General features: G+C 72.8%; 12 protein-coding genes. 7 read left to right on the top strand and 5 right to left on the bottom strand.

Annotated features, from left to right (window positions below; all coding sequences use genetic code 11):
- Positions 1–45: 45 nt before the first annotated feature.
- On the top strand, positions 46–771 hold the full coding sequence (locus tag ACSHV8_RS17405; protein WP_436534290.1) for a TetR/AcrR family transcriptional regulator: 726 nt from the start codon (positions 46–48) through the stop codon (positions 769–771).
- Here ACSHV8_RS17405 and ACSHV8_RS17400 read toward each other — a convergent pair.
- On the bottom strand, positions 671–1159 hold the full coding sequence (locus ACSHV8_RS17400) for a DUF1990 family protein (RefSeq protein WP_436534289.1): 489 nt from the start codon (positions 1157–1159) through the stop codon (positions 671–673). The two genes, ACSHV8_RS17405 and ACSHV8_RS17400, sit on opposite strands and share 101 nt — an antisense overlap.
- Before the next feature lie 23 nt (positions 1160–1182).
- Positions 1183–1581 carry a YkvA family protein gene (locus ACSHV8_RS17395; protein ID WP_436534287.1) on the bottom strand — a complete coding sequence of 133 codons (399 nt, stop codon included), beginning with the start codon at positions 1579–1581 and terminating at the stop codon, positions 1183–1185.
- A gap of 80 nt (positions 1582–1661) precedes the next feature.
- Here ACSHV8_RS17395 and ACSHV8_RS17390 point away from each other — a divergent pair, with 80 nt between their 5' ends.
- The 3 genes from ACSHV8_RS17390 to ACSHV8_RS17380 all read left to right on the top strand — a co-directional run bounded on the left by ACSHV8_RS17390 (position 1662) and on the right by ACSHV8_RS17380 (position 3387).
- Positions 1662–2081 carry a hemerythrin domain-containing protein gene (locus ACSHV8_RS17390; protein WP_436534285.1) on the top strand — a complete coding sequence of 140 codons (420 nt, stop codon included), beginning with the start codon at positions 1662–1664 and terminating at the stop codon, positions 2079–2081.
- A 149-nt stretch (positions 2082–2230) separates the two neighbouring features.
- Positions 2231–2911: a DedA family protein gene (locus tag ACSHV8_RS17385; RefSeq protein WP_436534283.1), complete on the top strand. Its 681-nt coding sequence runs from the start codon at positions 2231–2233 to the stop codon at positions 2909–2911.
- A 182-nt stretch (positions 2912–3093) separates the two neighbouring features.
- Complete coding sequence (locus ACSHV8_RS17380) at positions 3094–3387, top strand: STAS domain-containing protein (protein ID WP_436534281.1); 294 nt, start codon at positions 3094–3096, stop codon at positions 3385–3387.
- Here ACSHV8_RS17380 and ACSHV8_RS17375 read toward each other — a convergent pair.
- A complete protein-coding gene (locus ACSHV8_RS17375; RefSeq protein ID WP_436534279.1) occupies positions 3353–3922 on the bottom strand; it encodes a TetR/AcrR family transcriptional regulator in 570 nt (189 codons plus the stop codon). The genes ACSHV8_RS17380 and ACSHV8_RS17375 overlap by 35 nt on opposite strands.
- Positions 3923–4002: 80 nt before the next feature.
- On the opposite strand from ACSHV8_RS17375, the gene ACSHV8_RS17370 reads away from it, so the two are divergent.
- Positions 4003–4917: an NADP-dependent oxidoreductase gene (locus tag ACSHV8_RS17370; RefSeq protein ID WP_436534277.1), complete on the top strand. Its 915-nt coding sequence runs from the start codon at positions 4003–4005 to the stop codon at positions 4915–4917.
- A gap of 78 nt (positions 4918–4995) precedes the next feature.
- Positions 4996–6933, top strand: a complete 1938-nt coding sequence (locus ACSHV8_RS17365; RefSeq protein WP_436536802.1) for a cytochrome c oxidase assembly protein — start codon at positions 4996–4998, stop codon at positions 6931–6933.
- A 13-nt stretch (positions 6934–6946) separates the two neighbouring features.
- On the opposite strand, the gene ACSHV8_RS17360 is transcribed toward ACSHV8_RS17365, so the two are convergent.
- Positions 6947–7909, bottom strand: a complete 963-nt coding sequence (locus ACSHV8_RS17360) for an Lrp/AsnC family transcriptional regulator (RefSeq protein ID WP_436534276.1) — start codon at positions 7907–7909, stop codon at positions 6947–6949.
- A gap of 86 nt (positions 7910–7995) precedes the next feature.
- On the opposite strand from ACSHV8_RS17360, the gene ACSHV8_RS17355 reads away from it, so the two are divergent.
- Positions 7996–9399, top strand: a complete 1404-nt coding sequence (locus ACSHV8_RS17355) for an MFS transporter (RefSeq protein WP_436534275.1) — start codon at positions 7996–7998, stop codon at positions 9397–9399.
- Here the strand turns inward: ACSHV8_RS17355 and ACSHV8_RS17350 are convergent.
- Positions 9381–11576, bottom strand: coding sequence for a putative bifunctional diguanylate cyclase/phosphodiesterase (locus tag ACSHV8_RS17350; protein ID WP_436534273.1), 2196 nt, complete (start codon positions 11574–11576; stop codon positions 9381–9383). The genes ACSHV8_RS17355 and ACSHV8_RS17350 overlap by 19 nt on opposite strands.
- Positions 11577–12424 lie beyond the last annotated feature (848 nt).

The following is a 12424-nucleotide window of genomic DNA, read 5'->3' as shown; positions in this document are numbered from 1 at the left end:
CCTCCCCTAGAGTTGTCGCCAGTCGGGCGAGGGAAGGAACGGCGCATGCCATCTCCGGCCAAGGAACGCGTGCGGGACCCCGAGCGCACGCGCGCCGAGATCATGGAGGTGGCGACCCGGGAGTTCGCCGACCAGGGCTACGCCGGGGCGCGGGTCGACGAGATCGCGGCCAAGACGCGCACCACCAAGCGGATGATCTACTACTACTTCGGCGGCAAGGAAGGGTTGTTCCTGGCCGTGCTGGAGCAGGCGTACCGGCACATCCGCTCGCTGGAGCAGCAACTCGACGTCGACCACCTCGAACCGGTCGAGGCGCTGCGCCAGCTGGCCGAACTCACCTTCGACCACCACGAGTCCCACCAGGATTTCGTACGCCTGGTCGCCATCGAGAACATTCACTACGCCCAGCACCTGCAACAGTCCCGGTCGCGTGAGGTCCTGGCCGCGCCCGCGCTGGACGTCCTGACCCGCATCATGGAACGCGGCCGCGCGTCCGGCGAGTTCCGCGACGACCTGGACGCGCTCGACGTTCACATGATCATCAGCGCGTTCTGCGTCTTCCGGGGCGCCAACCGGTACACGTTCCGCGCCATCTTCGGCCGCGACCTGCTCGACCCCACCCTGCGCGACCACCTGCGCCGGACCATCGGCGACCTGGTCGTCGCCCACGTCACCGCGCGATCGCCCGCACATACCGATCGGTCATCCACTCCTGGACCCGGCGCGTCAGCGGACCCCCGGCCCGGGCCAGGACCGACCGGGGCCGGCTGAACGCACGGATCACGAACCGGACGTCACCCCCGGGCGTCATCTCCAGCAGGAACGCCTCCTCACCCTGCTCGGGGTGACCGGGCAGCGTTCCGTACGCAAAGCCGCGTTTGACCTCGGTCTTGATCGTGTAGACCACGCGGCAGGGCGCGGTCGACCCCAGCGGCAACCGCAACACCACGACCACCCCGGCCGCGGCCGGCGGCGTGTCGGCGCGGACGCCGAGGCCCGCTCGCCGGTGCATCTGCCAGCGGAAAAGCCCGTCGGCGGCCCGCTCGAACGCGGCCCGCCCGCTCGCCACGACCACGTCCCGACCGACGATGCCGTAGCCGGCGGGCAGGAGATCGTCGCGGGTGGCACCCACCTCCGGATAGGTGAAATCGGTCCGCACCGCACCACCATAGGTGCGGGCGGTCAGCGGTCGAGGCCGGTGAGGCGGGACAGGGCGGCGAAGCCGTCGTCGGTGCCGGGCCAGTGGCGGCGGACCGCCGGGAGGCCGGCCCGGCGGACCGTGGCGCGCAGCACGACGATGACCAGGATGGCGTCGTCGGCGTGCCCGAGGACCGGGATGAAATCCGGGATCAGGTCGAACGGCAGCGCCAGGTAGGCGAGCAGGAACCCGAGCCGGACCCGGACGCCGCGCGGCAGGTCCCGGTCGGCGGCCAGGCGGCGCAGCAGCCGCAGCAGGTCGGGCAGCAGCCGCAGCGCCTCGGTGAGTTGCGGTCGGCCCGGCGTGACGAGCAGCAGGGCGAGCACGAGGGCGAGCCACACGCCGGCGAACGCCACACCGACCCCGATGATCCATCCGGCCACATCGACATGGTCGCATGACTGACGGCGTGGCCGGCGGGTATGCCTGTCGGCGGATTCGACGCCGAAAATGGGAGGTCAGGATGACGCTGCCGGGCGACCTGGACGACGTCGTCGCCGAGGATCACGCGGTGATCGAGCGCCGATTCCAGGATCTCGAAGCCGGCCGTGGCGATCGGGCCGTCCTGCTCGGGCAGGTGTGTCACGACATGGCCCGGCACGTGGACGCCGAGGAACGGGTGGTCTACCCGGCGCTCGGCGAGCGGGGCGCCCGGGCGCTCCGGGAACACCACCAGATCAAGGAGCTGCTGACCGTTCTTCATCACTGCGAGCCCGGCGACGCCCGATTCGAGGAGACGCTGGGCCGGCTGATCGGCGCAGTGCGCCCGCACGCCGCCCACGAGGAGGACGAACTGCTGCCGGAGCTGCGCCGACGGGTCGGCGGCGCCCGGATGGCCGAGCTGGGCCGGCAGTTCCGGGCGGTCGTGCCTGCCGGAAGCTGAACGGTCAACCTCGGGGCATCCCGCGGAAACCCGTGAGTCGCCTGGGGCTGGTGGTGTTATCCCTACCCAGATCGGCGGGTTCGCACCATCGAAGCGGTGCCTCCCTCATCCGTACGGTCGGTGACAACGGATCGAGGGAGGGGAAACGGATGCTGCACCACCTGATGCCGCTGATCTGCTCGCCGTGGCTCTACGTGGTCGTCTTCGTGGCCGTCGCGATCGACGGGTTCTTCCCCGTGATGCCGTCCGAGACGCTGGTCATCGGCCTGTTCGCGCTCTCCGCGACCGGCTCGCCGAACGTGTTGGCGCTCGGCGCCACGGTCGCCGCCGGTGGTCTCGCCGGCGATCAGATCTCCTACCGGCTGGGCCGCCGGGCGAGCCGGTTCGCGCTGGGCCGGATGGCCGGGACCAGGGCGAAGGCGGAACGGGCGCTGCGCACCTACGGCGGCACGGCGATTCTGGTCGGGCGATTCATCCCGTACGGGCGGACCGCCACCACCGTCACGGCCGGTTCGGTGTCGATGGCCCCGGGCCGGTTCCGGCTGTTCACCGCGCTGGCCGGGGTCGCCTGGGCGGTCTACGCGTTCGGGCTCGGGCGCATCGGCGGCGCCACCTTCACCGATCGGCCGTTGCTCGGCGCCGGGTTCGGGATGGCGCTCGGCATGCTCCTGGCCACGGTCTGCGCCTTCGTCGAGAAGCGCCGCGTGTCCCCTGAACCGAGCCGGCCGCGCACACCGTGGCGTCAGCCGGCCACCGCGGCCGGGGAACCCTGCGCCACCCCGTGCGCCCTGAGGATGGACTGTGTCGGCGCCACCGGATCCCCGATCTGAGGGGTGGGAATCCGCCGGTGGCGGATCGGGGTCACGCCGACGAAGTGACGCGATGGCGCTACCGCTCGGCTGAGCGCGGCCGATCCCGTACTGTCGCTGGTGGTCCCGCCTTTCGCGCCGGACGGCCCTCGACGCTGGAGAGACCTGTGGAGCGACATCACGCACTGCACATCGGTGTGCCGGTGACGGTTGATGAACGAACGGTCCGGGTCGACCTCGGCGGGGAGCTCGACGCGCTCAACACCGGCGCCTTCATGACCGCTTTCCATCAGGTCCTGGCCACCTCCGACGCCGCCCTGATCGAGTTCGACGTGAACAGGCTGACCTTTCTCGACTCGGCCGGCGTCCAGGCCCTCATCGAATGCCAGACGGCGGCGTGCGCCCGCGGACGCCGGCTGGCGTTGCGCGATCCGATGCCGATCGTGCACCAGGTCCTGACCATCACCGGACTGCTCGACGATCTCGGTCTCCGCTGACCCGCAACCCGGCCAGCACCAGGTCGCGGAGCTTGCCGATCACGGCGGCGCCGGTGTCCGGCGGCAGGCGGCGCAGCGACGCGATGGCCAGCAACCCGGCCCGTACGTCGTCGGCGTCCACCCCGGCCCGCAGCACGCCGGCCTTCCGCGCTCGTTCGACCAGCGTGTTCAGGCCCTGAGCGTGCTCGCGCCGCTCCCGCGGGAAGCTGTCGGTCGCGCCGAACAGCGCCTCGTTGAGCGCCCGGTCGTGGGCCTGCCGCTCGGCGAACTCCCGGATCGTGCCCTCCAGGGCCCGCCACGGATCCGGATCGTCGAGCGCCGCCCGCATCCGCCCGGAACATTCCGCGACACGCTCGGCGAGGACCGCGGTCAGCAGGTCGGCCCGCGTCGGAAAGTGCCGGTAGAGGGTGGCCACGCCGATCCCGGCCCGCCGCGCCACCGCCCGCATCGGCACCTGCAGGCCGTCCTCGGCGAACGTCTCCCGGGCCGCGCCGATCACCCGCTCACGGTTGGCCCGTGCGTCCGACCGCGCCATCCGAGACATCGCTGACCCGTTCCCTTCTCACTTCGGCGGCTTTCCGGAACAGCTGCTCCGGTTCCGCCTACCGTACCGGCATGTTCGCAGCTCAATACGCCGAGTTCGGTGGTCCGCACGTCCTTCACGTCACCGATGCGGCTGCGCCGCAACCCCTTCAAGACCAGATTCGCGTACGGGTGAGGGCCGCCGGGATCTCGCCGGCCGACGCGGCCCTGCGCTCCGGCCGCACCCCGATGAGCGCCCGCCTCGCGTTGCCGCACATTCCCGGTGTCGACGCGGCCGGCACCATCGACGCGATCGGCCCCGGCGTCACCGGCGTCGCCGTCGGCGAGGACGTCTTCGGCAGTGTCGACCTGGCCCGGCTGGGCGGTGCCTCGGCCGAGTTCGCGGTGCTGCGGTCGTGGGCCGGCAAACCGCCAGGCCTGCCGTGGGAGCAGGCGGGCGCGGCCGGCACCGGTGTGGAGACCGCCACCCGGGCCCTGGACCTGCTCGGCCTACGTCCGGGAATGACCCTGCTGGTCGACGGCGCGGCCGGCGGCGTCGGCAGCATCGCCGTCCAGCTGGCGGTGGCCCGCGGCGCCCGCGTGATCGGCACGGCCCGTCCGGCCAACCACGACTTCCTGCGCGAACTCGGCGCCGAACCGGTCACCTACGGCCCCGGCCTACCGGCCCGGGTCACCGCCGCCGACCGCGCCCTGGACGTCGCCGGCGCCGGCTCGCTGCCGGAACTGATCAGCCTGACCGGCGACCCGTCGGCGGTGCTGACCCTGGCCGACTTCACCGCCGCGACCCACGGCGTCCGCCTCACCATGGGCGAGCTGGCCGGCGAGCCCCACGGCCGGCACGGCCTGCGCACCGCGGCCGAGCTCTTCACCCAGGGCCGTTTCCGGGTTCCCGTCGAGGCGACCTTTGCGCTGTCCGACATCGTCGCGGCCCACACCGCGATCGAGTCCGGTGGCCCCCGGCGCGGAAAGCTGGTTCTCACGCTCTGATCCGCGGCCTGAGATGTGGATCATGCCGGGAACCAAACGGGACGGGCGACCGACTGACCGACCGTGCGATTAGTGCGGATGGCGCCGGTGCCGGCGGCCGTGAGTGTCCTGGTCGGGGCGTTGTGGTTCGGGGGAGCGGTCGACGACTCGGTGCTGCCGGGTATTCCCAGCCCGGGCGCGGGCACCGAGTGGGGACTGCCCGTGGTCACGCTGGTGGCCAACCTGCTCGGCGTGCTGACCGCCGGCCTGACCGTGACCGCGGCGTTCCTGCTGCCCGGCGACGGGACCAGTGTCGCCGCCCGCGGGTGGTGGCTGCTGCGGCGAACGACCACGCTCGCTCTGCTGTGGGCGATCAGCTCGGCCGTCCTGATCGTCCTCACCGTCTCCGACGTACTCGGCGTGCCGGCCGGGCAGCTCGGCCGGCACGCCGTGGTCAGCTTCGCGTTCTCCATCTCGCAGGGGCAGGCGCTGGTCCTGCAGGCCGGGCTGGCGCTGGCCGTGGCCGTGCTGAGCCGGGCCGGCACCTCGCGCGGGCTGGCGGCGGTCACCGCCGGGGTGGCGGCGGTGGCGCTCGTGCCGCCCGCGTTCACCGGGCACGCGGCCGGCGCCGGCAACCACCAGATCGCCGTGACCAGCCTGGCCGTGCACGTGCTGGCGGCGTCGCTGTGGGTCGGCGGGCTCGTCGGGCTGCTGCTGGTGCGCCGGCACCGGCGGTTCGCGGACACGGCCGCGCGGTACAGCCGGCTCGCGCTGGGCTGTTTCGTGGCGACGGCGATCAGCGGGGCGGCCAACGCCGCGGTCCGGCTGGGGGAGTGGGGTGCTCTGTGGGGTTCCCGGTACGGCGTACTGGTGCTCCTGAAGATCTTCGCCCTTCTGACCGTCGGCGTCATCGGCGCGATACACCGCCGCCGGGCGCTGTGGGCGGAGAGTTTCGTGCGGCTCGCGGCCGGTGAACTCGTCGTGCTCGGCGCCGCCGTCGGGCTGGCCGTGGCGCTGTCCCGCACGCCGACGCCGGGCGCGGCCGAGGCCGGGGCGCCGGATCCGCTGGTCGAGGTGCTCGGATTCACGCCGCCGGGCGCGCCCACCGCCGTACGGATGATTGTTGATCCTCTTCCGGATTTTTTCTTCCTGACCGTGATGATCGTCGGCATCCTCGCCTATCTCGCCGGGGTGCGCCGGATGCGGCGGGCCGGTCACGACTGGCCGGTGAGCCACACGATCTCGTGGATCGCCGGGCTGGTCGTGCTCGGCGCGATCACGATGCTGGGGGTCGCCCGCTACGCGTATGTGCTGTTCAGCGTCCACATGGTCCAGCACATGGTGCTGTCCATGGTGGTGCCGATCCTGCTCGTCGGCGGCGCACCGGTCACCCTCGCCCTGCGCACCCTGCGACGGCCGGCCGATCCGCAGGTGCGCGGCGCCCGCGAGTGGCTGCTGCTGATCCTGCACAGTCGCGTGTTCCGGCTGCTCAGCCACCCTCTGGTGGCGCTCGGCATCTACGTGGTCAGCCTGTACGGGTTGTACCTGGGCGACCTGCTGGCCACCCTGATGCGCTACCACCTCGGGCACCTGGCCATGCTCGTGCACTTCGTACTCGCCGGGTACCTGCTGTTCTGGGTGCTGATCGGCGTCGACCCGGGCCGTCGGCGGGTGCACCCGGCGATGCTCACCGTCGTGCACTTCCTGGCCATGGTCGCGCACGCGTTCTTCGGGTTCGTGCTGCTGCAGTCGACCACGGTGATCGCGGCCGGCTGGTACACGGCGGTGCACCCGGCCTGGGCGTCCTCGCTGCTGGCCGACCAGCGCCTGGGTGCCGGGCTGGCCTGGGCGTTCGGCGAACTCCCGGCCGTGGTGATCATGCTGGTGCTGGTGCGGCAGTGGATCCGCTCGGACGAGCGGGAACAGGCGCGGCTCGACCGGGCGGCCGACCGGGCCGAGGCCGGCGGGGCCGAGGACGACCTGGCCCGCTACAACGCGTTCCTGGCCGCGGCGTCGACCCGCACGGAGAAATCCTGACCGGCTGTCCCGGTCAGCGGACCCCGGCCGCCTTGACCCGCCGGACCACCGGGGACGTGTCGGCGTGCGAGATCCCGGCGAGCGACCCGACCCCGGTGGCCAGGTATTCGTAGAGGTCGTCGAGGTTGCGGCAGATCACCGACGCGGCCACGTTGGCCGGCCCGGTGACCGCGCTGGCATACCCGATCTGCGGATGCGTGGCCAGCGCCCGGGTCACCGAGCCGAGCGCGGACGGGGCCACGGTGAGCCAGAGCATCGCCTCGGCCGCATACCCGAACAGCACCGGTTCGATCTCCACGTCGAAGTAGAGGACGTCGCTGCGCCGCAACTCGTCCAGACGCCGCCGGACCGTGGTCTCCGACCAGCCGGTAGCCGCGGCCAGCACCGGGAAGCTCGCCCGCCCGTCCTGCGCGAGCACGCCCAGCAGCGCGTTGTCGGCCTCGGACAGCGGCACCTCACCGGCCGGCCGGACGCCCGGCGGCGGCGCCAGCTCGGCGACCTGCTCGGGGGCGAGGGCGGCCGTCCGGCCCGGCCACCCGCTGGTGCCGGCCACCCCGCGCAGCATGCAGTGCGCGGTCACCGACGTGATCCGGGTGGTCCGCGGCAACTTCTGCAGCAGCAGCTCACCGTCCTGCGCCTGTTTCCGCGTACGGGTGATGCAGGTGATCTCCGTCCCGCCGGACAGGATCGTCACCCATGACGTGTCCGCGCGCCGGGCCAGCGCCGCGGACACGGGCACGGCGGCATCCGGCGTGCAGTGCATCCGCACCAGCCAGTCGACGTGCCCGATCGCCGTCGCGTCGGGCAGCCCGACCACCCGCAGCGTGCCGGTCGACCGCAACCGCTGGTAGCGCCGCGCGATCGTCCGGTCCGAGGTGCCCAGCACGGCCGCGACCCGGCTGAACGACACCCGGCCGTCCACCTGCAACGCGTGGGCCAGCTGCCGATCGAGCTCGTCGAGGATGACGGTTTCCACCGCCCAACCCTAGCCACGCGCCGGAATCCGCCGATCCGTGCCGCGCGAGTGTCGTGGCGAGGGGTGGCGGCGGCATCGTCGGCGGCATGCGCAAATGGTTGCCGCTGCTCGCGGTCTCGCTGAGCACGTTCATGCTCCTGGTCGACCTGACCATCGTCACCATCGCGGCCCCGGACCTGGCCACCGAGCTGCATTCGTCGTTCTCGGCCCTGCAGTGGACCGTCGACCTGTACGTCCTCGTCCTCGCCGCCCTGCTCATGGCCGCCGGCTCGACCGCCGACCGTCTCGGGCACCGCCGTGTCTTCATCGGCGGCCTGGTGGTCTTCGCCCTGGCCTCGCTGGCCTGCGGACTGGCCCCGGACACCGGCACGCTCATCGCCGCCCGCGGCGTCCAGGGTGCCGGGGCGGCCGCGATGTACGCGACGAACGCCGCCCTGCTCGGCCTCGCCTACACCGGCCGGGACCGCTCGATCGCGTTCGGGATCTGGGGCGCGGCGAACGGCGCCGCCGCCGCGGCCGGCCCGATCATCGGCGGCCTGCTCACCGAACACGTCGGGTGGCGCTCGATCTTCCTGGTCAACCTCCCGGTCGCGGTCCTCGCGGTCATCCTGGCCCGTGTCGCCGTCCCCGGCGGCCCCGGCTCCGGCACCGCCCGGCTCGACCTCCCCGGCGTCGCCACGTTCACCACGTCCGTTTCCTTCCTGGTGTACGGCCTGATCCGCGCCGGCGACGCCGGATGGCGCGACACCGTGACCCTCACCGCCCTGGCCGCCGGTGCCCTCGCGGCCGCCCTGTTCGTGCTCGTCGAACGGGGCCGCCCGAATCCGATGCTGGACCTGGCGCTGTTCCACCGCCCGGCCTTCACCGCCCTGATGCTCGGCGCCGCCGCCCTGACCGCGTCGGCGTTCGCCAACTTCGTCTTCATGTCCCTCTGGGCGCAGCAGGTCCTCGGGCTGGGTGCGATGGACGCCGGCCTGGTCCTGGCCCCGATGGCCGTCGTCGCGTTCGTCGTCGCCGCGTTCGCCGGGCGGCTGCTGCACGCGGTCGCGCCCCGGCACACCATCGGCTGGGGCCTGATCCTGGTCGGAGCCGGCAACGCCCTGTACACCCTGGTCGACGCCGGCTCCGGATGGAAAGCGCTGGTCCCGGGCCTGTGCGTGGTCGGTGTCGGGGTCGGCCTGAGCACCCCGGTCCTGGCCTCCGCGGTCCTGGGCGTCGTACCGCCCGAGCGCGTCGGCATGGCCAACGGCGCGTCCAACACGTTCCGCCAACTCGGCTACGCCCTGGCCCTGCCCGTCCTGGCCGCCGTGCTCACCGCCCGCGTGCGGGCGGTGTCGGCTGCGGGTGGGTCGGCGGCCTCGGCGTACGCGCACGGTCTTGACCGGATCTTCCTGATCAGCGCGGTGCTGGCCGCGATCGGCGGCGTCGCCGTCCTGACCCTGCTGCGTCCGGCGCCCCGCCCGGCCGAGGCTCAGGCGTCGAGGGTGTGAACCCGGGTCCGGAAGTCCGGGGCCGCCGTCGGCCGCCCGAAGTGGTAGCCCTGCAGCAGGCGGTAGCCGAGCGCGTACAACGCCTCCGCCTGCAGCTCGGACTCCACCCCCTCGGCCACTGCGGTCAGGCCGAGACCGTCCGCGACCTGGATCAGTGCGCGGGCGATGACCGCGTGCCGGCCGGCCTCGGTGATCCGGTCGACGAACGACTTGTCGACCTTCAGCACGTCGACCGGGACGGTGTGCAGCAGCCCGAGCGACGAGTGCCCGGTGCCGAAGTCGTCCAGCGCGATCCGCACGCCCTGCGCCCGCAGCTGGTGCAGGGCGGCGACGGCCTGCCCGCCGCCGAACACCGCGGTCTCGGTGACCTCCACGGTCAGGCCGGTCGCGGGCAGTCCGGTGCTGGCCAGGATGTCGGCGACGGCGCCCGGGAACTGCGGGCGGGACAGCTGCCGCGCGGAGACGTTCACGCTGATCCGCTCGGGCGCGTCCGCACCCGCGGTGGTCCGCCACTTCACCATCTGTTCACAAGCGGTCCGCAGGATCCACGCGCCGAGGTCCACGATCAGCCCGTTGCGCTCGGCGACCGGGATGAACTGGGCCGGGCTGATCAGGCCACGCTGCGGATGCTGCCAGCGGACCAGCGCCTCGACGGCGACCACCCGCCCCTCCGGTACGGCCACGATCGGCTGATAGACCACCCGGAACTGGCCCGCGAGCAGCGCCGCCCGCATCTCCGCACCCAGCCGGGCGTGCTCGCCGGCCCGCTCGTCGAGCGTCGGTGACCAGTGCCGATACGGCTCGCCGGTCTCCTTCGCGGCATGCATCGCCGTCTCCGCTCGGCGCAGCGCCTCCACCGGCTCGGCCGCCTTGGCCAGGCCGAGGCTCGCACCCACCAGCAGCTCGTGCCCACCGGCCTCGACCGGCGCGGCCAGCGCGGCCACAACCCGGTCGGCGATCACACTGCCCGACCCCACCTCGGGTGCCAGCAGCGCGAACTCGTCCCCGTCGAGCCGGGCGACCAACGTTCCGGGCGCGGCCGCGACGATCCGCGCGGCCAGCACCCGCAGCACCTCGTCGCCGACCTCCCGGCCCAGCTCGTCGTTCACACTCTTGAAACCGTTCAACCCCAAGAACAAGACCCGCAATCTTCCCGTACGGGCGGAGCACGCCAACGACCGTTCGAAATGCCGCCGATTCGGCAGCCCGGTCAGGTCGTCGTGCATCGCGATCTGCCGCAACTCGGCCGCCTTGGCCTGCACCTGCCGCACCAGCCCGGTCACCCGGGCCGCGGCCAGCAGGCACAACGCCGCCGAACCGGCCCCGATCGCGGTCCGGTCGATCCCGTTGTCGCCAACGTCCGGCAGGAGCAGCATCAGCGGCGGCAGCAGGGTGCAGCCGGTGAGGAAAATCCGATGGGCCAGGTCGAACCGGGCGCCCCGAAGCGCGGCCGGCTCGGCCCGGGCCGCCATCGACGGATGCAGGGCGGCGGCGGCCCACATGACGTACGCCATCAAGAACCCGGCCGAGAACTGCACCCCGTCCGTGTCACCGTGCAGGCTCACGATCGAATACCCGGCGTCCGAGACCAGCAGCAGCATGGCCGCCACCCCGAGCATCCGGGTACTGACCGTCCCGCCCCGCGACGTCAACAGCCGCACCAGCATCGCCAGCAGCAGCGCGTCCGCCGTCGGATAGGCGATGCTGATCAGCCAGGTCAGCCGCGACGCACTCGACGCGGCGGCGATCGGATGCAACACGAAGATCCAGAAGACCAGGCCGAGCCCGATCCCGGCCATCGCGGCCGCACTCAACGCCGCCCCGCCCCGCCGCCCACGGACCAGCAGCCACAACCCGACCGCCAGCAGCGGGTAGCTGGCCAGATAGAAGATGTCGGCGACCGAGGTGTTGGGCTCCTCGTGCGCGACGTAGCGGTAGTACTCCCACACCAGATCCCCGGCGACCGACGCGACCTGGCCGGCGCTGAGCCAATACCAGACAGCGGCCTTCGCCGGACGATGAATCCGGACCCCGAGCAGGATGACCAGGGCGGAGATCAGGCCGACGGCATTGTAGAAGAGATTCGCGGGCAGACCGTCGGCCGGGAGCAGGTAGTAACCGGCGGTGGCGGCCGATCCGGCCGTCACCCACCAGGTCCACGCACTCTTTCGCCGCACGCGCACAGAATCGTCCGATCTTCCCGGTAGCTGAGCGTTACCCCCACCACACCCCCACCGCCGCCCCACCCCGCCTCGCCTCGCCTCGCCCGAGCTCCGCCCCCACCCCGCCTCACCCCGCCCCATCGCCGTGCCGCTCCGCCTCACCCCAGCCCCAGCCTCACCCCAGCCCCAGCGTCGCCTCGCCGCGCCCCAGCGTCGCGCTGCCTCGCCCCACCCCAGCGCCGCGCTGCCTCGCCCCACCCCAGCGCCAGCGTCACCCCAGCCCCAGCGCCGCGCCACCTCACTCCGCAGCACCGCACCCACTCTCGCTTCGCCCGCGCCGCCACCGCCACCGTGACCGCGCCATCGCCCTAGCTGTGTTCCGCGCCGCCACTAGTTCCACCCCGCCCGGCGCCGCTGCCCAGCTTCGCTCGGCCCTTCGGCACCGCCGCTGGCTCCGTCTCCGTGGTCCCGGCGCCGCCGCCAGCTCTGCCCGGCTTGCGGCCCGGCCGCCACTCGCGCCCGGCTTTGGGTTGCGCGGGGTCACCAGGCGGCCTCCGCTTCGGCTCACCCACCAGCCGCCGCTCACCGCCGGCTCTCGGTCCAGGCCGTCTCGGATGTACGCCGTGGCCCAGGCGCGCTCGCGGTCCACCCTCCAGCTGGTGCTGAGGGTTCCCCCGAGCGCTCGAAACAGCCGCCAGCCCCAGCTCGATCTTCCTGGCTGGTGCTGAGGGTCGCTTCAGGGCCGTTGATGCAGCCATAGGCGCCAGCTGAGAGGACCGAGCTGGCGCTGACGGTTGTTTCGAGGCCCGGTGAGCAGCCCTGGGCGCCAGCTCGGCCTTTTCGGCTGGCGCCCAGGGCTGCCT

The organism is Actinoplanes sp. HUAS TT8, from assembly GCF_051380535.1.
Lineage (GTDB): Bacteria > Actinomycetota > Actinomycetes > Mycobacteriales > Micromonosporaceae > Actinoplanes.
Note: the sequence above shows the minus strand (reverse complement) of the source record. Positions and strands in the feature narration are given on the sequence as shown.